This is a genomic window from Shouchella oshimensis (assembly GCF_002019765.1).
Classification (GTDB): Bacteria; Bacillota; Bacilli; order Bacillales; family Bacillaceae_D; genus Shouchella; species Shouchella oshimensis.
In genome coordinates this window covers 3,752,032-3,773,370 of sequence record NZ_KV917380.1, presented here as the reverse complement: position 1 = coordinate 3,773,370, position 21,339 = coordinate 3,752,032, and the positions used below count along the sequence as shown (strand labels likewise).

Here is a 21,339-nt window from a genome sequence, read left to right as displayed (position 1 = left end):
ATGTTAATAGGGAGGTTTTAAGTATGCAAGATCATCGCTTCATTTCGTCTTTCTTCCCACCTGGTGGTGGAGGTGGATCGATTGGCCCCTTTCCTGGGCAAGGTGGTCCAGGATATCCCCCGGGACCTCCAGGGAGTGGATCATTCCCTGGGTTTCCAACGCCAGGAGGTGGTTCTTCTCAAGGACCTCAACCTGGTCAAGGTGGAGGAGAGCCGCCGGGGCCGCCTCCAGGAAATCCACCTCAGCTTCAATCGGTTAGCACATTTGCTGTAGATCCAGGTGCAATTAGAGGATGTTTGTTCCGGTACACGTATTTGCGCTTAAATAATGGCGAACAATTTTGGTTTTATCCAACCTTTGTAGGAAGACAATCAGTCGCTGGTTACCGGTGGTTTATTTTCAGGTGGGTTTACTTTGGAATCGATACACGACGAATTAGTGCTTTTCAATGTGTGTAAAAAGGAAAGAAAGAAGAGAAATCATTTTCTCTTCTTTTTATTTTGAAAATAGGAGGGATTGAGACAAAGGAGGAGGATATGGAAGAAAATCTCTCTTAGCTTACTCTTAACGTCGATCACTCCTTTTATTGATACATAATCTCTACTAATCCTGTTTGCGAAAATGTGACCAGCATCCTATCATTAAAAAGGATTGAAAATGTTGATCATTTACAATTTGTGGTTTTGATTAAAGAGAAGCGGGTAAAAGAAAGACGAACACCGCTGTGAAAAAAATAGAGGAGGCGCATATGGCACAGACACCAGTATTAACCCTCGAAAAACCGACTGTTGAAGATGGAGCTTCGATGTGGCAATTAGCGGAAACATCAACGCTTGATTCCAACTCAGTGTATAAGTATATCATGATGTGTGAATATTTTGACGAAACGTGTATTGTAGCCCGTGAAAACGATGAAGTAGTTGGCTTTATTACTGGTTTTATTCCGCCTAAACAAGCAGACACCCTCTTTATTTGGCAAGTTGGTGTTGCTGAATCACAACGAGGCAAAGGGCTTGCTTTAGATTTATTAGAACGACTAATCGAACGAGACGCTTGTAAAAATGTAAGATATGTTGAGGCAACTGTAACGCCTTCAAACAAAGCATCTCAATCTCTTTTTAAAAAGCTAGCACGTAGTCAAGGAACTGAATGTAATGTGTTTGATTGTTTTGGTGAGGAGCTATTCCCGGATGATCAACATGAAGAAGAGAAAACGTTTCGCATTGGACCAATTAAGGGTTAAGAATACAAGGAGGAAAACCGTGAATAAAACAGACATGAAGATTTTTGAAGAAAAAGAATCTGAAGTAAGAAGCTATTGCAGAAGTTTCCCAGCTGTATTTACAAAAGCCAAAGGATCAACCATGTGGGATGAAGAGGGAAATGAGTATATTGATTTTTTTGCAGGCGCTGGTGCATTAAACTATGGTCATAATGATGAAAAAATGAAACAGGCCCTCGTTGACTATATCATGAGTGACGGAATTACCCATTCACTAGATATGGCAACATCACCGAAAGCAAGCTTTTTAACGGCCTTTAATAAAATCATATTAGAACCTAGAGGGTTAAACTATAAAGTAATGTTTCCTGGACCAACAGGGACAAATACTGTGGAAGCAGCTCTTAAGTTGGCTCGTAAAGTAACAGGACGAACAGATATTATTAGCTTCACAAATGGATTTCACGGAATGACAATTGGTTCACTCTCGGTGACTGGTAATGCGTTTAAGCGTAAAGGTGCTGGAATACCATTGACTAATGTTGTAACGATGCCGTATGACAATTTTCTAACGGATGAATTAGATACACTTGATTATCTCGAGCAATTTTTGACTGAAGGTGGATCAGGAGTTGACATACCTGCAGCAGTAATTCTTGAAACGGTACAAGGCGAAGGTGGTATTAATGCCGCACGTACGGAATGGTTACAGCGATTAGAACGTTTATGTAAGGAACACGAGATACTCATGATTATTGATGATGTGCAAGCTGGTATTGGTCGAACAGGGACATTTTTTAGCTTTGAAGAAGCCGGATTGACACCTGATATTGTATGTCTGTCCAAATCAATTGGTGGGTATGGTCTTCCTTTTGCTTTAACATTGTTTAAACCGGAATTAGATATTTGGGAGCCGGGTGAGCATAACGGGACTTTTAGAGGAAACAATCATGCCTTTATCACAGCAACAGTATCTTTAGATTATTGGAAAACATCAGACTTTCAAGATTCAATTCAGAGAAAAGCTGAACTCGTGCATCATTTCTTAACAACCATTGTGGAAAAGTATCCGGAATTAAAAGGTACTGTAAAAGGTAGAGGTCTTATGAAAGGAATTCGTTGTGAAGACTGTTCATTGGCCGGATCGATTGCTGCAGAAGCGTTTAAAAGAGGCTTAATCATGGAAACAGCAGGGTTTGACGATGAAGTGTTCAAACTGTTTCCGGCAGTGACAATTCCTGAAGAGACGTTAAAAGCAGGATTAGAGATTATTGAAGAGAGTGTGCGAGCAGCTTTAGGGATTAAAGAACCTATTTTAAATTAACAGCTAGGAGGTCCTACAAATGAAAGTAATCAAACTTGAAGATGTTTTAAATACAGAGCGAGACGTAGACGGTGGAAACTGGCGCAGTCAACGGCTCGTCGTAGAGAAAGATGGCGTGGGCTATTCTGTGCATGATACACAAATTCGTGCTGGCACGGAAACACACTTATGGTATAAGCATCACCTTGAATCAGTTTATATTATAGAAGGTGAAGGCGAAGTTGAAACCGTTAAAGATGGTAAGGTATGGCCAGTAAAGCAATTCGAATGCTATGTGTTAGATGAACATGACGAACATTACTTACGAGCAAAGACAGATATGAGAATGGTTTGTGTATTTAATCCACCAACTACAGGCGAAGAAATACACGATGAAGACGGGGCTTATCAATTACCAGAGCATATGAAGAAGTAAATGAAACGAGGAATTTTCCTCGTTTCTTTTTTCTTTTTTCTATTTCAATGTCCACATCGTTTATCGTTATGGTCCACGTGTCTGTTTCATCGTGGTAAGTACAGAAGTGAATAACTGGAAATGCAACTGGGTCCGATTCAGGTTGACGGTTCTGTTTATTATAATAGAGGAGTGCTTGCTGAATGGCTTCTTTTTCAGAATAGGTGGCACCATCCGGCTTTGGTGGAGAGACGACTTTAGATGAAACAGCGGTAGCAGAAGCTGGGTAACTTTCTTTTACGTCCGTATATTCAACGGATACGCGATCGCCAATTTCAGCTGAACGTATGAGGTTAGTAAATGTAATTAAATCATTTTCAGTACTGATAAGCCGGTTTTCGATTACATAACCAGTAAAACAGGCAGGGGAATAGTCCGTTAATGAAGAATGCTCGCAATGATCCATGGGAACTCCATTGCTACCGATTTCGATTAAATGTTCTTCCTCTCCATAAATTTGAATGGTTATTTCCCAAACATCTGCTTCTTTTACATAGTGTGTGTATGTAACAAACGGATAAGTGATCATTGCATCACTTGATGGAAACGCTCTTGCTAATTCAAGCGCTTGCTGAATGGCTTCTTTTTCAGAATAGGTGGCGCCATCTGGCTTTGGTGAAGAGACGACTGTCGCTTGTGAGCCATCTGCTTGAGAGGGAAATGAGTCTAAAACGTCGCGATAATGGATTCGTACGCGATCACCAACCTCATGGGCGACAGGAATGTTCGAAAACATCGTCAACCCTCCTTCATTAGAAACGAGTGAACCATTATCGGTTCTGTCGATAACAAATCCAGTAAAGGGTTCATCGTTAACAGAGGTAAGCGTATCGCCACCGGTATCGGCTGGAATAGTACAACCAGTTATGCACAAGCATAAACTAAATAGAAATAGAAATCGTTGCACCTTTTGCCTCCTTTTTCTCTTATGTGAACAAATGGTTGCACACACAACAGAAATGAATATTCTAAATACTAGTGTAAAGTATAATTCCAATGCGTGAAAGCGATGTTGCAGACGTTAGTCATTTGTAAAGCTTTACTTAAAAGTGAACACATAGTGTGAAAGTGAAAGTATCAAACGGTATAATAGGAGTGAGAGGTTTTTGTTAGAAAGGAATGATTCCCTTTGACAGCTATTTACGGACATAGAGGGGCGATGGGTGTTTTTCCAGAAAATACATTGCCAAGTTTTGAAGAAGCGTTATCAAATGGTGTAGACGGTATTGAATTAGATGTTCAGCTGACAAAAGATCATCATTTCGTCGTCATGCATGACCCGACTGTAGACAGAACTACGAATGGAACTGGTCATGTAAAGGATAAGACCGTTAAGGAATTAAAAGAACTCAGTGCAGGTATACCCTTTACTCATTTAGACAATTATTGTGAAGCAGATTGGAAAGGCATAACCGTTCCAACTCTTGCAGAGGCGCTAGAATTAATGGCTCCCTATCAAGTAGAAGTGAACATTGAGTTAAAGCCGAATTTGTCAGAAACAGAGGGAATTGAGAAATTATTGCTTGATAGCGTGAGGCCGTTCCAACATGCATTAACACTTAATTATTCGTCGTTCCATTTGCCTCTTATTCAACGTCTCCGTCAATTGGATAAGAATATTGAAGTGGCGTGGCTTGTAAAGCATGAGATCCCTTATCCAGCTGACTATTTAGCAACCAATCGCATTAACTTATACCACTTGTCTAAGAAATTGGCATTAAAAGAGCGTTCTACTTTTGATGAGGAAGGGTTAGTGCAACAGTCACGTATTTGGACAGTAAATGAGCCTGAAGAAGTGAAAGGGTTGCTTAAAAAAAAGGTGAAAGCCATTATGACAGATTTTCCAGAGATGGCGTTACGAATCAGAGAGCAGCAGGGCAATATCTAGCTGTTTTCTTTCTTATGATTAGGAGTTAGACTTTTTGACTATGTCTATAAGCTATTGAAACAGGTTTCATAAAACGCTATGCTTTTCTGTGTGAGAAAAAGGGATTGTCGTAAGGGGAGTATAAGTGAAAGCGATCAAGTGGGTAGTAAGCAAACGGAAGACATACAAAAAACGTCAGCAGTTGAAGAGAAGGACGAGAAATTTAATCAAGAACAATCGAATTAAGAGAACCATCTGAACACCAAGGTCATCTAACGTAGAGCAAACTCGGTTTGCGATGGAAACTGTAGATGGCGATAAGTTTTATAATCGTTTCATGCCTTCTGACTTACAGTTCTATGACGTTTGTTTAGCATGTAACGTCGATTCAGACGCAATCACTGTAAATAATAGAAAAAGATTCGTGCATCAGCACGAATCTTTTTCTTATTTATAGTGGTCAAACCAATAGGCTAAATACTTATAGTCGCCCCATTTGTCATAGAAGCTCTCAAGCTCGCTTTTAGAGGGGGCGATTCCGTTAAAATACGTTCCTATCACGTGCTTTTTGTACTCAGAATCAACAGGTACACCGTCATAACGACCGACGATCATAGCGAGTGTATTCATGGCATAAGGGCCGATTCCTTTTATCTCTTGAAAGTGAGTGAGAGCGGATGGTTGCAAATAGCGGGCGGGATTGTTTACTGCTTTATGAGCAGCATCCAGAATATAGTGACTTCGATAACCTGTACGTACGTGCTCCATTAAAAAAGCTTCTCCTGCTGAAAGAATGGTTTGAGGTGTTGGAAAAGAATAAAATTCTCGGCCAAATCCATGCACTTTCTCTCCTAAATGATAAGTAAGTTTTTCTGCCATTTGGATTGTTTGGTTCCAGCGAGTGTTTGTTGTTAAAAGTACTTTCACGATGTCTTCAAATAGAGTAGGCGAGCGTAGCAATCGACCTTTTCCTTTCATAGGTAAATCGGTTAGCTCATTATGCGTTTGACATAATGTATAAAAAGGCTCAAACCGTTCATTCACTCGGAACATCCATGAAACATAATGGAGTATGTCGTCTTGGTCGGTTTCAGTTAATTCTACTTCTGTTACAATTTGTAAACAAGAAGCCTCCATATAGATGCAACCAACGATTGTATCATTGTTTCTTGTAGGAAAGGTACGATAAAACCGTGCTTTCTTTGAATCCCATACATTCGGAGCTAGCATCCACCATCCGTGGGAAGTAATCGCATCATTAAAGTTAAAGGGTTCTGCTAAAGGAATGGAGAATGTAAACACGATTATCGAACTCCTAATTCAGTAGGCCAAGTTCCTTGTTGTTTTCGGATGGTTACAATTTGGCCGATGTGATAGGCATTGTGTAGAGTGAGAAGTGTTAAATATTCAGTAACAGCTTCGCTAAAATCTTCTAATTCGGATTTCTGAACAGCTTCCCGCCATTCTGAAAGCAATTGGTCAATATGGTTCCTTGTTTCAGCCCAGGACGTGGTTTCTCTTTCAAATGTATGAGCAATGGAGTCAACAGGTTCAAATGTCGTATGACTGTTTTTGAAGCGTTCTAAATAACGGAAGTTATAAAAAATGAGATGGTTTACAATTCCCCAAATGCTGTTTGATTCATCATTAGGTGTCCACTTGGCTTCATGTTCAGATACATTTTCTAACGCATGGGTCAACGGGACAAACCAACTTTTTTGATTATGAATGACACCTAATTGCAAGAGAATTAACTCTTTTACACTCATACAAATAACCTCCTCTTGAGTGGATGTTAAAGCGTTTCCAAAAGTTTTTTGCTATTATAGCATGGATAGAAAGATATTGAACAGGATGAAAGGTTCGATTCGAGCTTGAAAAAGATGTAAACGATGAAGAAGGAGGAATGCAATTTGGATTTACATTTAAAAGGAAAAGTGGTCATTGTACTCGCTGCCAGTAAAGGTCTAGGAAGAGGGATTGCGCGCCAGTTTGCAGAAGAAGGAGCGAAAGTGGTGTTGTCGAGTAGACGACAGAACGAACTGATTCAAGTAGTAGATGATATAAAAAAAGAAACAAATAATGCTCATATCGTGCCTCATGTATGCGATATAACAAAAGCAGAAGACATTCAAGAGCTAGTCAATTTTACCATTAAAAAGTGGGGGAGAATTGATGTATTAATTAACAATTCAGGTGGACCTCCTCCAGGAGGCATTGATCAATTTACTGATGAAGAGTGGCAACGTGCATACGAGTTGAATCTATTAAGCTATGTTCGATCGATTCGTGCAGTAGTGCCGCAAATGCGCATTCAAGGAGGGGGACATATAGCCAATGTAGCGTCCTCTTCGATTAAACAAACCCTCGATGGATTGTTGCTCTCGAATACGTTCCGAGCAGGGGTTGCAGGACTGTCAAAAAGCTTGGCACAAGAGTTAGGGAAAGATGGCATTCTTATTAATACTATCGGTCCTGGGCGTATAGCAACAGACCGTTTGCTTGAACTAGATGAAACGAAAGCTGCCAAAGGAAATCTATCTCTTGATGAAGTAAAGAAAAAGGAAGAACAAGCTATTCCTCTCGGTCGCTATGGAACGCCACAAGAATTTGCTAATCATGTTGTTTTCCTATGTTCAGGTGCGAATACGTATGTAACAGGTCAAGCGTTTGTCATTGATGGAGGACTAGTTAAAGCACTATAGTCAGCACGCCAATAGGTTATAACGTAACGGTAGATGGTGCTGGTCAAATGATAATAGGAATTGAATACTTTTATCGAGATTGACCCTTAAGCCTGCTTTGCTTAAGGGTCTTTTAAGAGCATCAATGATTTTGTTTGAGAAAATTGTAGACAGATTCTGGTAAAGGGATACCATGCATTAAACGTTCTCTCTCATTTATCTTCTCAAGTTCACCAGGAACATATATGCGTTCTTCTGCTGTAACAGCGGGAACTTGACGTAATTCTCTAATCATGCCATCCAAACGAGTAGTAAAAGCGTCTACTGCGATAAATTTACTAGGATCAATTGCCATGAAGAAATGCCCTAATTCTCTATTTTTGTGATAGTCATCATACATTTTAGAAACATGAGGGCCAAAAGCAGCTCCAGTAAGAAGCGCAGAGAAGATTTCAACAACCATTGCCAGTCCGTACCCTTTTGGTCCACCAAATGGTGTTAAAGAAACGACCTCTTCTGGTATCGTCGTTGACTGTCCTGTATCATTAACACCCCACCCATGCGGAATAGAGTGCTGTTTTTCCTTTGCATCTAAAATCTTTCCAAGTGCAACTGTACTTGTGGCAAAGTCAAGAATGACAGGGTCTTCTTCGTTGGTAGGAAACCCAAATGCAAGTGGGTTTGTCCCAAAATAAGGCTCAGCCCCTCCGTATGGGACGACTATGGCATCTGTATGGGACATGGCAATGCCAATAAGCTTTTCTTCTGCTGCTTGTTGAACAAAAAAGGATAAAGCCCCACAATGACTACTATTCTTCACTGCAACACTGCCGATACCGTGCTGTTTGGCTTGGTGGATGGCTCGACTCATCCCTTCCTTTGCAATCGAGTGACCAAATCCATGATGGCCATCCATTATGCCAGTTGATGGGGATGTTTCGTTATAGTCAGGCGTAGCATCAGCTCGAATGCCACCTTTAATAAGGCGGTTTATATAGTGTTCTACTCGCATAACACCGTGGGAATCAACCCCTCTTAAATTGGCGTGAACGAGAATGGTGGAAATGTCTTGAGCGACAGGCTCTGGGACGTGATAATGGGTGAACACATCTTTTGTTAGAGATAAAAGGTGATCTGCTGGTACGGTAATCATATGGCATCCTCCTAATTGAAAGCGTTTAAATAAATGGTAGCATACTTGTATGGTAGTGTGGTAGTATCTGATTGAGGAGGTGAAGAAACGAATGCTGAATCGTACAGATTTTAAAATGTCGACAAGAGATTTCGTTTATGAAACGATTCGGGAGTCCATTATGACGTTGGATTTGCCCCCAGGTTCTGCTATTTCTGAAAAAGAAATTGCGGAGGAACTAGAAGTGAGCCGAACTCCTGTTAGAGAAGCTTTTTTACGATTAACCGAAGACGAACTGCTAATAGTATTGCCACAAAGAGGCTCATTTGTAACCTTAATAGATTTAGATCATGTGGAAGAGGCTCGTTTTCTTAGAGAACAAGCAGAAGTCGGAATCATAAGGCTTGCATGTGACAGCTTTAACGAGTATTGCTTGCAGCAGTTAGAAATAAACGTTGAGAAACAGAAACAGGCAAAAATGATTGAGGATGAGAAGACGTTATTCGTTCTCGACAAAGAATTTCACCGCTTATTAGCTGAAGGAACAAAGAAAGTAAGAGTGTGGAGAGTTATTCAGAAAATGGATACCCATTCAAATCGATTAAGAAAGCTTAGTATGGAATTGAAATTAAACTGGGATCAACTTGTTGAGCACCACGGTGAGATGGTGAGCGCGATTAAAGCGAAAGATTGTCAACGAGCGGAAGCATTAATTCGTACCCATTTAGGATTGTTGCAATACGATCAACAGGCGCTAAAACTAGAGCATCCAGAGTACTTTAGTAAGTAATAGAGGGGTTAAAAAGGAGAGGGTGAACTTGTTGAAAAAACTTTTACCAGCAAGCTTAGTGGCGACCCTCCTTTTAAGCGGTTGCCTAAGTGAAGAGGCAATCACAGAAGGAGAAAATGAACCTACATATTGGAAAATGACGCATATATCCGATTCTAGCCACCTATGGCATCGTACTGCTGTTGAGTTTTCTCGTCTTGTAGAAGACAAAACAGATGGTCAGGTAATGATTGATATTTTCCCAAATAGTCAATTAGGAAGTGAAATTGATAATATCAATTCAATTCGCTACGGGGCTACCGATTTAACAATAACAGGAGAAACGCTAGAAGTATGGACACCCAACGCAGTGATGTTAGCTGTACCGTATGCTTTCGAGAGCGAGGCCCATATGCGCAAAGTCATTGAAGGGGATCTTGGAAAAATTATTGAACGCGATATAGAACGTGATATTGGGTTGACACCGTTGTTCTATATGGAACGATCGCCACGAAATGTGACAGCCAATTACCCGATATCTACACCTGAAGATTTAAAGGGTTTTAGCATGCGTGTACCGAATGTGCCATTGTTCTTAGACGCATGGTCTGAAGCAGGGGCTGAGCCCCAAGTCATTAGCTTAAATGAAGTGTTTACTGGATTACAGCAAGGTGTGATTGATGGACAAGAGAACCCGAACGATTTAATTGAAAGCAATGGGTTCTATGAAGTGCAGCAATACCTTAATCTGACAGAACATGTTCGATCTTGGATTTATGTTGTAGTAGGGACCGAACAAATGAGAGCGTTACCGGATCAGCAGCAAGAGGCAGTGAGAGAAGCTGCTGCAGAAGCAGAACAATATGCACAAGAACTTCAAGAGGCAGAAACGGAAGAGGTGTTGAAACGTTTAGTGGAGAGTGGCATTCAAGTGAACGAGGATGTTGATCGCGATGCCTTTCGTGATGCGATGTTACCTGCATTGGAACACTATTTACAGGAAGAGCAGTATGAATTATACCTTAATATACTTGACGAAGCAGAGGAGGTAGACGATTCGGAATGAAGATGATGAAGAAAGTAGATACTCTTCTAGCGTATGTGTCGATCGCTTTGTTTTTATCATTATTGTTGATTGTTGTCATTCAGATAGTCAGTCGGTACTTTCCAATTGATTTTATTTGGACGGAAGAACTATCCCGCTATCTATTTGTCTATTCAATGGTAACCGCCGCGCCACTTGCACTACGGAAACAAGAGTTTATTCGGATCGACATGCTCATCCTTGCATTACCTGAAAAAGTACAAAAGATCTATGAAGGAATGATTGCATTGGTCATCCTAGTTTTCTCGATTGTTTTGTTTATATATGGTATTCATCTGACGCAACTAGGCGCAGATTTTTATGCACCTACTTTAGGGATACCTATGACCTATGCCTATTCAGCTGTACCATTACTTGGACTTTTATTAATGATTTATTCGGTCGTATACGTAATAGATCGTTACCAAGCAACGGTGGATGAGAAAGGAGATGACTAGCAAAAATGGCCATATTAGTAGTCGTGCTATTTCTTTTATTTATTGCGTTTGGAATACCAATTGCTTTTAGTTTAGGCTTAGCTTCTCTTATTTATTTACTTGTTGCAGGTGTTCCATTAACGGTTATTCCACAGACGATGTTTGCTGGTATGAATTCGTTCGTCATGCTCGCAATCCCTGCCTTCATATTAGCTGGGAATTTGATGAACGCAGGTGGAATTACAAATCGAATTATTGATTTTGCTAATGCGATTGTTGGGCATATACGAGGTGGCTTGGCGTTAACCAATGTTGCATCTTCTTTAGGGTTTGCGGGTATTTCCGGTACCGCTTTATCGGATACAGCAAGCATTGGTTCTGTTATGATACCTGCTATGAAAAAGCAAGGGTATGGAGCCGGTTTTTCTGCGGCGGTTACGTCCATTTCGTCAACGGTTGGTCCGATGTTACCTCCTTCATTACCAATGATTATTATTGGTACATTAGCAAGTGTTTCAATTGGTGATTTGTTTTTAGCAGGAGCCATTCCAGGGATACTACTCGCAATCGGATTTTTAATTGTTACATATATCATCTCAGTAAAAAGACAGTATCCAAAAGGGGAGAAGCAGCCCCTCTCATTTGTCGGAAAAAGTTTTTTAGGTGCGTTCTGGGCATTGTTAATGGTTGTTATCATTATGTGGGGTATTTTAGGCGGTTACTTTACACCAACAGAAGCAGCGGTTGTTTGTGTACTTTACGCATTTGTGATTGGGAAGTTTGTTTATAAAGAGCTTCAAATGAAAGAGTTACCTCAACTACTTGGGAATACATTAAGTTCGACAGCCTCTATACTGCTGTTAGTTGGTTTTGCCAATACATTTGGGTGGATTTTAGTTAGCGAAGGCGTACCGTTATTAATTGCAGACGGCATTTTATCTATTACAGAAAATCCAATTCTTGTTATTTTACTTATCATCCTATTATTGCTTATTTTAGGAATGTTTATGGAGACCATTGCTGCACTGGTTATACTATTCCCAGTATTATTACCTGTTGCAACGAGCGTAGGTATGGATCCTGTTCACTTCGGTGTTGTTATGGTACTTGCGCTTATGATTGGGTTATCTACACCGCCAGTAGGTGTCTGTTTATTCGTTGCTTCTTCCTTTGCAAAAGTGCCGATTACGAAAACAGTAAAAGAATTACTACCATATTTTGCAGTAGCGGTCGTTGTGTTAATTATCGTCGCGTACGTACCGTCGCTTTCGTTGTTTTTACCAAGTTTATTTGAATAAAAAGGATGTGAGACATACATGCGAGCAATACAAGTTCAAGAACCTGGGAAGTTATCTATTGTTGAAATAGAAAAGCCAAAAATTTCTTCACCTTACGATGTGTTGGTACAGGTACAATGCGTAGGAATATGTGGTTCCGATGTCCATATTTATCATGGAAGTAACCCATTCACAGTCTATCCGCGTGTCATTGGTCATGAAGTGTCAGGTGTAGTCGCCGAAATGGGAGAGGGGGTAGAATCTCTTCAAGTAGGTGATCGTGTCTCGTTAGAACCAATTGAATTCTGCGGTACGTGCTACGCTTGTCGGAAAGGCCAGCAGAATGTATGTGAATCTCTTCAAGTATTCGGTGTCCATAAAGATGGCGGTATGAGTGAATTTGTAAAAGCCCATGAACAAAAATGGCATAAAGTAAACAAATCGATTTCAGCAGAAGCTGCGGCGTTGATTGAACCATTAACCATTGGTGCTCAGGCAACGTTTAGAGGGGGCATTCAACCAGGTGACACCGTCTTTATTATGGGGGCTGGTCCAACTGGAATTGCGTGTCTGTTAATGGCGAAGGTAGCAGGCGCTTACGTAATGATTTCAGACTTCAATACAGTAAGGCTGGAGTACGCAACCTCGATTGGAGCAGACGCCGTTTTTCAGCCGGATAAAGAGGACATTGAAGAAGCCATCTATAAAGAAACAAAGGGGGAGCTTGCCAACGTCGTCATTGACGCTGTTGGAACAGCAGGAACGTTTGAGCAAGCGGTTCGACTGGCGTCAGTCGCTGGAACCGTTGTGACGTTAGGATTTAATGAAACACCTTCGCAAATCCCATCTTTATTATTAACAAAGAAAGAGCTGAAGGTTGTAGGTTCACGACTGCAAACAAATCAATTCCAAGGTGTTGTAAAGAAAGTAAATAAGGGAATGATTTCTCCAGATGAATTAATCTCGCATCGTTTTCACTATGAAAAGGTGGATGAGGCGTTTAAAAAACTAGAAGAGCACCCTGAAGAGGTAAGAAAAATTGTGCTTACATTTTAATGAGTAAAGGAGTGGCCAACATATGAAAATGACGTTTAGATGGTACGGACAAGAGGATGATTCTGTTACCCTCGATCAGATTAAGCAGATCCCAGGCGTTGAGGGGCTTGTTTGGGCGCTACATCATCGTCTCGCTGGTGAAGTATGGACGGAAGAAGAAGTGCTACAAGTGAAGGAGCAAGCCGATGAGTATGGCTTTCACCTAGAAGTAGTCGAAAGCATCAATGTTCATGAAGACATTAAATTAGGACTACCGTCTAGAGATCGTTATATCGAAAATTACAAAACAAGTTTGCGTAACGTAGCAAAAGTAGGGGCAAAAGTGGTGTGTTTCAACTTTATGCCGGTGTTTGACTGGACGCGTACCGATTTGTTTAAACCATTAGAGGATGGCTCAACAGCACTCTTTTATGAAAAAGCAAAAGTAGACAATATGGACCCCTACGAATTGATTCAAGAAGTAACGAAGTCGGCTTATACAATGCCTGGTTGGGAACCAGAGCGGTTAAAAACCATTGAGCAGTCGTTTAAAGCTTATGAAGAAGTAGATGAAGAGCAGCTTTGGAAAAATCTCGCTTATTTTCTCGGAGAAGTATTGCCGGTAGCGGAAGAGGAAGGCATAAAAATGGCCATACATCCAGATGATCCGCCTTGGTCTGTGTTCCACTTGCCGCGTATTATTAAGAATGAAGAGGCAATTGAGCGTTACTTAGGGATTTCAAATAGTCCTTCTCATTGTTTAACCCTTTGCAGCGGGTCATTAGGTGCAAACCCAGCTAACGATGTTCCGAATATCATTAGACGGTTTCACGATCGAATTGCGTTTGCACATATTCGAAATGTACGAATCTATGAAAATGGAGATTTTATTGAAACCTCTCACCGAACGCAAGACGGTTCTGTACCGATAGATGATGTTGTGAAAGCTTATCATGAGAATGGCTTTACTGGCTATGCGCGGCCTGATCATGGACGGCATTTATGGGGCGAGGAATGCAGACCTGGTTACGGTTTATATGATCGCGCTCTAGGCATTATGCATTTATGGGGCTTATGGGATGCTTACGAACTCATTAAACGAAAGGAAGAGAGTGAAAATGCTACCACTACATGAAGGATTAAAAGGTAAAACCGCTGTTATTACAGGTGGAAGCGGGGTTTTATGTCAAGAGATGGCTAAAGAATTGTCGCGTCAAGGAATGAACGTTGCTATCTTAAATCGGACAGTTGAAAACGGTCAAAAGGTTGTTGATGAGATTAAAGAGAACGGTGGAACGGCGATCGCTGTTTCATGTGATGTATTGAATGAAGAAAGTGTCTTGCAAGCATACGATCACGTGAAAGAAGTTTTCGGTGAGTGCGATCTATTAATTAACGGAGCAGGTGGAAATCACCCTGACGCCATTACTGATAAAGAACACTTTCATGAAGGAGATCTTACCGATTCAACCATAACATCCTTTTTTGACTTAGAAATAGCTGGTTTCGATCATGTCTTTCGTTTGAATTTGCTCGGTACATTAATTCCGACACAAGTATTTGCAAAAACGATGACAACAAGAGGCGGTACGGTTATTAATGTGTCTTCTATGGCAGCAGCGACACCAATGACAAAGGTGCCAGCTTATAGTGCAGCAAAGTCTGGAATTGACAATTTAACGAAATGGCTATCCGTACACTTTGCCGAAGCAGGCATACGTATAAACGCAATTGCACCTGGGTTCTTTTTAACTGAGCAAAACCGTCACTTATTACGCACGGAAGAAGGAGAATGGACGAGTCGAGCGGAAAAAATTATTGCCCATACGCCGCAGAATCGGTTTGGGCAGCCAGAAGACTTATTAGGGACTTTACTGTGGTTAGCAGATGATGACACATCCCGCTTTGTTACAGGTATTACGGTTCCAGTAGACGGCGGATTTATGGCATATTCAGGCGTATAAAAGGAGGCGGTCGTAATGAGTAAATTCGTGACATTTGGAGAAACAATGGTGTTATTTGAAGCTGCTACTCAAGGACGATTACGATATGTACCGTCATTTCTAAAGAAGATTGGTGGCGCCGAATCAAATGTAGCCATTGCATTAACAAAGCTTGGTCATAGTGCTACGTGGTTTGGTAAAGTTAGCGATGATGAAATGGGGCACTATGTGGTCCGAGAAGTAAAGGCAGAAGGTGTGGACACAGAGTGTGTGACCTATACAACAGACGCGCCAACCGCTCTATACATTAAGGAGCACCGAAGGGAAGAAGAGCTTGCTGTTTATTATTACCGTCATGATTCCGCTGGCAGCACATTGACAAAGGAAGACCTAGCGTATGAAAAAATTGCCGATGCATCGATTCTACATGTAACAGGCATTACGCCATTATTAAGTGATAGCTGCTATGAAGCAGTTCTAGCAGGTATACAGTGTGCAAAAGAACATGGAACGTTCGTTTCGTTTGATCCTAATCTTCGTTTTGCTCTTATTCATAAGCTAGGAGAAGAGGTAGCACGTCAGCGATTAGTCACAATAGCAGCACAAGCAGATCTCATTCTACCTGGTTTAGATGAAGCAAAGTGGTTATTCGGTGACATGGAAGAGCAGGATTATCTCACAAAGGGTATTGAATTAGGGGCGAGAAAAGTCGTCATTAAAAATGGTGGTGACTATAGTCTCTTTAAAGACGAACAGGGTACAGGGAAAGTGAACAGCTTCCGTGTTAAACAAGTAGTCGATCCAGTTGGTGCCGGAGACGGATTTGCTGCCGGAGTTCTAGCTGGTTTGCTAGAAAACAAGTCACTTGAGGAATCTGTTCGTATGGGTGCCGCTGTTGGGGCTCTAGTCATTGGAGTAAAAGGTGACATTGAAGGGCTACCAACAAGAAAGGAAGTTGACGCTTTCTTATGTGATGATAACAAAGTGTATGGAGGCGTTTCTCGATGAATGATGGATTATCAACGGTACTTGAATCAGGTGTATGTGCAGTGTTGCGTAAATTACCTCCAGAAAAGATAGAATCGATTGCAGATGCCCTTGTTGCCGGTGGCGTTAAAGGGCTTGAGGTAACCCTTGATTCCGAGCTAGCGCTAGAAACCATCAGCGCGTTAAGCAAGCGTTATGACGAAGATGTTGTTGTTGGTGCTGGAACGGTCCTACATGCAGATGATGCGATAGCGGCGATTGATGCCGGAGCGCGATTTATTTTTGCGCCGATTCTGTCACAGGAAACCATTGAAGCAGTTAAAAGCAGAGACATTCCAGTCATCCCAGGAATCTTTACACCAACAGAAGCGTTTCAAGCCGTTCAATTAGGTGCCGACTTAGTAAAGGTTTTCCCTGCTGAATGTGTTGGACCTCAGTTTATTAAATCTGTAAGTGGGCCGCTCCCTCAAGTGAAGATGATGCCGACTGGTGGCGTGAACTTAGAGACAATTCCTGACTTTATTAAAGCTGGAGCAGTAGCAGTTGGAGCAGGTAGCTCTTTACTATCAAAAGAAATAATTGAAAATAATGATTGGGAGCAGCTTACCGAGACAGCTCGTGCATATGTAGAGAAAGTAAAAGAAAGTCGATAGTTGTTTAAAGAACTACCAGCAACGTAAACACGTAGCTGGTAGTTTTTTTCTGGACAAGTTGCAAATTAGCATGGGCTTTGTACTTGACTTAAAGTAGACTCGAAGGAGTAGGATACGTTTAATCAAAGAAAAAGGGGGAATCGGAGAAATAGTAAAAACTTGAAATCGAAAGGTGTATGCGCAAAACGATAGGAGGATTAAAGAATGAACGTAAAGGCGAGAGCGGTTAATGGGCCATCAGACACATTTAAACATACCGAGATTTCACGCAGAGGTCTTGATAAGCATGATGTATTAATTGATATTAAATATGCTGGAATTTGTCACTCCGATATTCATACGGCGCGAGGGGAGTGGGGTGAAGTTCAGTATCCGCTAGTACCTGGACACGAAATAGCTGGGGTTGTGGCTGAGGTTGGCGATGAGGTAAGTTTATTCAAAGTAGGAGACCGTGTTGGTGTTGGCTGTATGATTTATTCGTGTGGGAAGTGCACAAGCTGTCGGGAAGGAGAAGAGCAATATTGTGAGGAAGGAAATGTTCCAACTTATGCAGGATATGATCAGTATGGAGACTACACACAAGGTGGGTATTCCACACATATCGTTGTAACGGAAGGCTTCGTTGTTCGCATTCCTGATAACATTCCTTTCGATGCAGCGGCACCGTTGCTATGTGCTGGTATTACAACCTATTCACCATTAAAGAGGTGGCGAGCCGGAAAAGGTAAAAAGGTAGCGGTAATTGGCTTAGGTGGTCTTGGGCATTTAGGAGTAAAGATTGCACATGCAATGGGTGCTGAAGTAACGGTTCTATCACAAACGTTAAAAAAGAAAGAAGACGGACTAGCGTTTGGGGCAAAAGAGTATTATGCAACAAATGATGAGGAAACATTAACGAAGCTAGCAGGTTCGTTTGATTTTATTCTGAATACAGTCAGTGCCAAGCTGGATATGAGTGCTTATTTAAACTTATTAGCATTAAATGGTATTCTCGTCAATGTGGGTGCACCGAGTGAGCCGTTAGATGTCAATGTGTTTTCTCTTATCAGCAAAAGACGATCATTTGCCGGTTCAATGATTGGTGGTATTCGCGAAACGCAAGAGATGCTAGACTTCTGTTCGGAGCACTCAATTCTTCCAGAAATAGAAGTCATTTCAGCAGACAAAATTGATGATGCATACGAACGGGTATTACATTCCGATGTCCGCTATCGCTTCGTTATCGATACGAGCACAATCTAGCAACATACAGAAGAGACGAAAGGCAATGCAACTGCCTTGCGTCTCTTTTTTACCCGTTAAGAATGAACGCCTGTTTCTGTTTTCGAATGTCTTCTAAATCAGAGTGTAGCTCGTTTTCTATATCACATAATTGAGATAAAGTGGTTTCAACTTCTGCTAATAGAGTAGCGGCCTGTTCGTAAGACTCTTTAATCTTTCCATGGACCATCCAATCAACAATGAATCCATCAAAGAAGTAGTCTGCAAAGGTAAGAAATCCTGTAATTTCAATTTGGAAAGAAGTAAATTGATTGACGTCTTTTAATTCTTCTTCAAATTGCCTTAAATGACGTTGAACTTGATGAATAAGTGCTTTCGCATCATCGATATGGCTATGTTTCATAGCCGTGGTTAAAAAACCTCCACCAAAAAGGTCAAATGTAGACCAGTCGTTTGCTTTATTAAGAGAAAATAAGGTATTTTCTAGTGCTTGTTTTGCTTTTTTTCCTACCTCTATTGCTTCTTTTATTTCATTCATATAGAGCGTAGTTGTTGAAGATGCTTCCACTAAAGTGAGTAAAGCAGAATTTTTCTCTCTTAATAGTACGTCTTTCTTTAAATCTAGTAATCGTTGAAAATCTGCTTTAGGATTTCCCAATCCGTGCAGGTGAGCGCCAATTTCTTCAATTTCATGATGTAAATCCGTCATGGTTTCTTCAGCCTCCTCGTATTTCAGTTGAGCTTTTAATACGAGTGCTGTAGCTTCATCCATTTTTTCGGCTTTTCTTCCTGTTACGGTATGGAGAAGACTTGAAAAGGATAGGCCGCTCAATCGGTCAACGTCTTGTTGTTTATCTTGCAAGATCGTTTTTAACTGTTTTGATTTCTGTTTTTGTTCGTCCAGGTCGGGTCTAATTCGCTCTAAATGTGCTTGCCATTTTTCATATTGACGGATGCGTTCTTTTACATCTGTAAATTCTTTTTCATAATCCAATGTTGAACACCCCCTTTTCTATATAACGTTCAAAAGAAGAAAAGGTTTCGCTTTTAACATAAATGTTGCAGGAATCGAATAACTTGTTATAATGTTATAATAATATGAAAAATTCGAAAGGTGGATGGGTCCACCAGTCGCACAGCTTATTCTAACACTATTTCTTATCCGTACATTCTATTTTTAAAAGATTAAAATTGAAGGAAATGTAAACGTTTTAGCGAACGTTTATGTATAAACAAACGTGTCAAGGAGGGGGAGGGTAAAGCATGAAGGTTGGTTTAAGTTCATACAGTTTAGTCCAAGCACTAAGAGACGGTAGATTGACAATTCTAGAGGCAATTGATTGGGTAAAAGAACAAGGTGGTTCACATATGGAGCTCGTTCCGTACGGGTATACAGTAGTAGATAACTATGATTTAGCCAATCAAATTAAAGAGAGGGCCGCACAGGTTGGAATCGAACTATCGGCTTATTGCATGCCAGCTAATTTCATCCAACCGACCGAAACGGCTTTTAATGAAGAAGTAGAACGAATTAAAGCACATGTTGACGTTGTTCATCATATGGGTATTACACTCTTGAGACATGATGTGACGGCTTTTTCATTAGAGCCAGAAGAAATGTCTATTCATTATTTTGACGATCATTTTGAGGAAATGGTACTAGGAAGTCAATTGATTGCTGACTATGCTAAGAGCCTTGGCATGACAACAACGATTGAGAATCATGGTTTTAACGTGCAATCAAGTGATCGTGTTCAGCGAGTGTTACGAGCAGTAAATCGAGACAATTTTAAAACGACGCTCGATATAGGGAATTTTTTATGCGCCGATGAAGATCCATTAGTTGGAGTACGAAAAAATCTCCCAGACGCTGCTACGGTTCATTTTAAAGATTTCTATATTCGTCCTTACTATGAAAATCCTGGTGAAGGAGCTTGGTTTAGAACATCAAATGGCAACTATTTACGCGGGGCCATTCTTGGTCACGGTGAACTGCCTGTACGCGAAATCATTCGACAATTAAAAGTGGCGAAGTACGATGGTTATCTTGTAGTGGAGTTTGAAGGAATGGAAGATTGTTTCCTAGGATCACGCATTAGTATGAATAATTTAAGCCGACTTTGGGATGAAGTAACAGTAGACGGATGGAAGTCGATAGAAGGGGCGAGAGCATAATGATGAAAGTAGTTGTTATCGGATTAGGTTCAATATCTGAAATGCATATAAAATCATACATACAGAATGAGCAAGTGGAGTTGTATGGTTTATGTGATCAAAATGAAAGTCGTGCCCAAGAAAAAGCGACTCATTATCGTGTGAAGCATGTATTTACAGATCCTGAAGAAGTGTTTAATCATCCAGAAGTGGACGGCGTAAGCATTTGTACGTGGAATCGAACTCATGCGGATTTAGCAATACGGGCCTTGCGAGCAGGTAAGCATGTACTCGTTGAAAAGCCAATTTCAATAACTGTACAAGAAGCAGAAAAGGTTCAAGAAGCTGTAAAAGAAACCGGAAAAACGTTACAAGTCGGTTATGTGAGGCGATTTGGAACGAATGCGCAAGTGCTTAAAACCTTTATTGATGACGGCAAGCTTGGCGATATTTATTATGCGAAAGCTTCATTGCTAAGAAGGCTTGGTAATCCTGGTGGCTGGTTTGCTGATAAAGAACGTTCTGGAGGTGGACCAATTATTGATTTAGGGGTTCATATTATTGATAGTTGTTGGTACTTAATGGGACGCCCAAAAGTAAAATCCATAACAGGACATGTTTATGATCAGCTAGGTAATCGAAGTAATGTAAAAAATCTATCGTTTTATAAAACAGCGGATTATGATGCGTCCCTAAATACAGTTGAAGACTTAGCCAATGCATTAATTACGTTTGAGAATGGTAGCTCATTAATGGTGGATGTATCGTATTCATTGCACACAAAAAAGGATCAGCTTGGTATGCAAATCTTTGGAACAAAAGGTGGAGCAGAGCTTGAGCCGGAGCTTTTGCTTGTCATGGAAGAAAACGACACGATTTTAAATGTCGAGCCACAAATTGATCACCGCAGCTTTGATTTTGACAATGCCTTTCAAAAGCAAATTGATGCTTTCGTAGAAGCTTGCATAACTGGGGGACCGTCTCCTGCACCAGTAGAGGATGGTTTAGAGATTATGAAAATACTAGAAGGCATCTATCAAGCCTCAGCACAAAAGAAGCCTGTCGAACTATAATGCAAAGAAAACCTAGTTGCTTC

General features: G+C 40.8%; 23 protein-coding genes. 18 read left to right on the top strand and 5 right to left on the bottom strand.

What is annotated here, in order from left to right; genetic code table 11:
• Positions 1-23 precede the first annotated feature (23 nt).
• The 4 genes from BK583_RS18860 (at position 24) to BK583_RS18845 (ending at position 2,961) form a co-directional block, all read left to right on the top strand.
• Complete coding sequence (locus BK583_RS18860; RefSeq protein ID WP_055737105.1) at positions 24-458, top strand: hypothetical protein; 435 nt, start codon at positions 24-26, stop codon at positions 456-458.
• Between the two features lie 290 nt (positions 459-748).
• Positions 749-1,243 (top strand): diaminobutyrate acetyltransferase, encoded by a 495-nt coding sequence (ectA, locus tag BK583_RS18855; RefSeq protein WP_035392952.1) that lies wholly within the window; start codon positions 749-751, stop codon positions 1,241-1,243.
• A gap of 19 nt (positions 1,244-1,262) precedes the next feature.
• Positions 1,263-2,546 (top strand): diaminobutyrate--2-oxoglutarate transaminase, encoded by a 1,284-nt coding sequence (gene ectB / locus BK583_RS18850; protein ID WP_055737106.1) that lies wholly within the window; start codon positions 1,263-1,265, stop codon positions 2,544-2,546.
• 19 nt (positions 2,547-2,565) lie between these two features.
• Positions 2,566-2,961: an ectoine synthase gene (locus BK583_RS18845; protein ID WP_038476327.1), complete on the top strand. Its 396-nt coding sequence runs from the start codon at positions 2,566-2,568 to the stop codon at positions 2,959-2,961.
• On the opposite strand, the gene BK583_RS18840 is transcribed toward BK583_RS18845, so the two are convergent.
• Complete coding sequence (locus tag BK583_RS18840) at positions 2,897-3,907, bottom strand: hypothetical protein (protein WP_139366216.1); 1,011 nt, start codon at positions 3,905-3,907, stop codon at positions 2,897-2,899. The genes BK583_RS18845 and BK583_RS18840 overlap by 65 nt on opposite strands.
• Before the next feature lie 222 nt (positions 3,908-4,129).
• Here BK583_RS18840 and BK583_RS18835 point away from each other — a divergent pair, with 222 nt between their 5' ends.
• Positions 4,130-4,888, top strand: a complete 759-nt coding sequence (locus BK583_RS18835) for a glycerophosphodiester phosphodiesterase family protein (protein WP_139366215.1) — start codon at positions 4,130-4,132, stop codon at positions 4,886-4,888.
• A gap of 426 nt (positions 4,889-5,314) precedes the next feature.
• On the opposite strand, the gene BK583_RS18830 is transcribed toward BK583_RS18835, so the two are convergent.
• Both BK583_RS18830 and BK583_RS18825 read right to left on the bottom strand, forming a co-directional pair.
• Positions 5,315-6,169 carry a DNA-3-methyladenine glycosylase family protein gene (locus tag BK583_RS18830; protein ID WP_055737109.1) on the bottom strand — a complete coding sequence of 285 codons (855 nt, stop codon included), beginning with the start codon at positions 6,167-6,169 and terminating at the stop codon, positions 5,315-5,317.
• 2 nt (positions 6,170-6,171) lie between these two features.
• Positions 6,172-6,636, bottom strand: coding sequence for a DinB family protein (locus BK583_RS18825; RefSeq protein WP_055737110.1), 465 nt, complete (start codon positions 6,634-6,636; stop codon positions 6,172-6,174).
• A gap of 144 nt (positions 6,637-6,780) precedes the next feature.
• Here BK583_RS18825 and BK583_RS18820 point away from each other — a divergent pair, with 144 nt between their 5' ends.
• Positions 6,781-7,572 carry an SDR family oxidoreductase gene (locus BK583_RS18820; RefSeq protein ID WP_055737111.1) on the top strand — a complete coding sequence of 264 codons (792 nt, stop codon included), beginning with the start codon at positions 6,781-6,783 and terminating at the stop codon, positions 7,570-7,572.
• Between the two features lie 121 nt (positions 7,573-7,693).
• Here the strand turns inward: BK583_RS18820 and BK583_RS18815 are convergent, their stop codons facing one another.
• Positions 7,694-8,704: an Ldh family oxidoreductase gene (locus tag BK583_RS18815; protein WP_038476345.1), complete on the bottom strand. Its 1,011-nt coding sequence runs from the start codon at positions 8,702-8,704 to the stop codon at positions 7,694-7,696.
• Positions 8,705-8,795: 91 nt separating this feature from the next.
• Between BK583_RS18815 and BK583_RS18810 the strand changes: the two genes are divergently transcribed.
• The 10 genes from BK583_RS18810 (at position 8,796) to BK583_RS18765 (ending at position 18,110) form a co-directional block, all read left to right on the top strand.
• Positions 8,796-9,473 (top strand): GntR family transcriptional regulator, encoded by a 678-nt coding sequence (locus BK583_RS18810; RefSeq protein WP_051667237.1) that lies wholly within the window; start codon positions 8,796-8,798, stop codon positions 9,471-9,473.
• A 28-nt stretch (positions 9,474-9,501) separates the two neighbouring features.
• A complete protein-coding gene (locus BK583_RS18805; protein WP_055737112.1) occupies positions 9,502-10,518 on the top strand; it encodes a TRAP transporter substrate-binding protein in 1,017 nt (338 codons plus the stop codon).
• Positions 10,515-10,994, top strand: coding sequence for a TRAP transporter small permease (locus tag BK583_RS18800; protein WP_038476351.1), 480 nt, complete (start codon positions 10,515-10,517; stop codon positions 10,992-10,994). Before BK583_RS18805 ends, BK583_RS18800 begins: the two co-directional genes overlap by 4 nt.
• Before the next feature lie 5 nt (positions 10,995-10,999).
• On the top strand, positions 11,000-12,271 hold the full coding sequence (locus BK583_RS18795) for a TRAP transporter large permease (protein ID WP_038476354.1): 1,272 nt from the start codon (positions 11,000-11,002) through the stop codon (positions 12,269-12,271).
• A gap of 18 nt (positions 12,272-12,289) precedes the next feature.
• A complete protein-coding gene (locus BK583_RS18790) occupies positions 12,290-13,306 on the top strand; it encodes a zinc-binding alcohol dehydrogenase family protein (protein WP_055737113.1) in 1,017 nt (338 codons plus the stop codon).
• Between the two features lie 22 nt (positions 13,307-13,328).
• A complete protein-coding gene (gene uxuA, locus BK583_RS18785; protein WP_055737114.1) occupies positions 13,329-14,420 on the top strand; it encodes a mannonate dehydratase in 1,092 nt (363 codons plus the stop codon).
• A complete protein-coding gene (locus tag BK583_RS18780) occupies positions 14,404-15,249 on the top strand; it encodes an SDR family oxidoreductase (protein ID WP_038476363.1) in 846 nt (281 codons plus the stop codon). The genes uxuA and BK583_RS18780 overlap by 17 nt, the downstream gene beginning before the upstream one ends.
• A gap of 15 nt (positions 15,250-15,264) precedes the next feature.
• Positions 15,265-16,236 carry a sugar kinase gene (locus tag BK583_RS18775; RefSeq protein ID WP_055737115.1) on the top strand — a complete coding sequence of 324 codons (972 nt, stop codon included), beginning with the start codon at positions 15,265-15,267 and terminating at the stop codon, positions 16,234-16,236.
• Positions 16,233-16,868 carry a bifunctional 4-hydroxy-2-oxoglutarate aldolase/2-dehydro-3-deoxy-phosphogluconate aldolase gene (locus BK583_RS18770; RefSeq protein ID WP_038476369.1) on the top strand — a complete coding sequence of 212 codons (636 nt, stop codon included), beginning with the start codon at positions 16,233-16,235 and terminating at the stop codon, positions 16,866-16,868. The genes BK583_RS18775 and BK583_RS18770 overlap by 4 nt, the downstream gene beginning before the upstream one ends.
• Before the next feature lie 204 nt (positions 16,869-17,072).
• Positions 17,073-18,110 (top strand): NAD(P)-dependent alcohol dehydrogenase, encoded by a 1,038-nt coding sequence (locus BK583_RS18765; RefSeq protein WP_055737116.1) that lies wholly within the window; start codon positions 17,073-17,075, stop codon positions 18,108-18,110.
• Between the two features lie 49 nt (positions 18,111-18,159).
• Here BK583_RS18765 and BK583_RS18760 read toward each other — a convergent pair whose 3' ends face one another.
• Positions 18,160-19,083: a hypothetical protein gene (locus BK583_RS18760; RefSeq protein ID WP_038476375.1), complete on the bottom strand. Its 924-nt coding sequence runs from the start codon at positions 19,081-19,083 to the stop codon at positions 18,160-18,162.
• 269 nt (positions 19,084-19,352) lie between these two features.
• Between BK583_RS18760 and BK583_RS18755 the strand changes: the two genes are divergently transcribed.
• Together BK583_RS18755 and BK583_RS18750 are read left to right on the top strand one after the other, a co-directional pair.
• On the top strand, positions 19,353-20,264 hold the full coding sequence (locus BK583_RS18755; protein WP_055737117.1) for a sugar phosphate isomerase/epimerase family protein: 912 nt from the start codon (positions 19,353-19,355) through the stop codon (positions 20,262-20,264).
• A gap of 2 nt (positions 20,265-20,266) precedes the next feature.
• Positions 20,267-21,316 carry a Gfo/Idh/MocA family protein gene (locus BK583_RS18750; RefSeq protein WP_055737190.1) on the top strand — a complete coding sequence of 350 codons (1,050 nt, stop codon included), beginning with the start codon at positions 20,267-20,269 and terminating at the stop codon, positions 21,314-21,316.
• The last annotated feature ends 23 nt before the right edge of the window (positions 21,317-21,339 follow it).

Bases quoted from the DNA above. Each gene is read 5' to 3' on its own strand.
- BK583_RS18780 (WP_038476363.1), top strand. From the start codon at position 14,404: ATGCTACCACTACATGAAGGATTAAAAGGTAAAACCGCTGTTATTACA.
- BK583_RS18775 (WP_055737115.1), top strand. From the start codon at position 15,265: ATGAGTAAATTCGTGACATTTGGAGAAACAATGGTGTTATTTGAAGCT.
- BK583_RS18825 (WP_055737110.1), bottom strand. From the start codon at position 6,636: ATGAGTGTAAAAGAGTTAATTCTCTTGCAATTAGGTGTCATTCATAAT.
- uxuA (WP_055737114.1), top strand. From the start codon at position 13,329: ATGAAAATGACGTTTAGATGGTACGGACAAGAGGATGATTCTGTTACC.
- BK583_RS18845 (WP_038476327.1), top strand. From the start codon at position 2,566: ATGAAAGTAATCAAACTTGAAGATGTTTTAAATACAGAGCGAGACGTA.
- BK583_RS18755 (WP_055737117.1), top strand. From the start codon at position 19,353: ATGAAGGTTGGTTTAAGTTCATACAGTTTAGTCCAAGCACTAAGAGAC.
- BK583_RS18810 (WP_051667237.1), top strand. From the start codon at position 8,796: ATGCTGAATCGTACAGATTTTAAAATGTCGACAAGAGATTTCGTTTAT.
- BK583_RS18800 (WP_038476351.1), top strand. From the start codon at position 10,515: ATGAAGATGATGAAGAAAGTAGATACTCTTCTAGCGTATGTGTCGATC.
- BK583_RS18750 (WP_055737190.1), top strand. From the start codon at position 20,267: ATGAAAGTAGTTGTTATCGGATTAGGTTCAATATCTGAAATGCATATA.
- BK583_RS18860 (WP_055737105.1), top strand. From the start codon at position 24: ATGCAAGATCATCGCTTCATTTCGTCTTTCTTCCCACCTGGTGGTGGA.
- BK583_RS18790 (WP_055737113.1), top strand. From the start codon at position 12,290: ATGCGAGCAATACAAGTTCAAGAACCTGGGAAGTTATCTATTGTTGAA.
- BK583_RS18770 (WP_038476369.1), top strand. From the start codon at position 16,233: ATGAATGATGGATTATCAACGGTACTTGAATCAGGTGTATGTGCAGTG.
- ectA (WP_035392952.1), top strand. From the start codon at position 749: ATGGCACAGACACCAGTATTAACCCTCGAAAAACCGACTGTTGAAGAT.
- BK583_RS18765 (WP_055737116.1), top strand. From the start codon at position 17,073: ATGAACGTAAAGGCGAGAGCGGTTAATGGGCCATCAGACACATTTAAA.
- BK583_RS18815 (WP_038476345.1), bottom strand. From the start codon at position 8,704: ATGATTACCGTACCAGCAGATCACCTTTTATCTCTAACAAAAGATGTG.
- BK583_RS18795 (WP_038476354.1), top strand. From the start codon at position 11,000: ATGGCCATATTAGTAGTCGTGCTATTTCTTTTATTTATTGCGTTTGGA.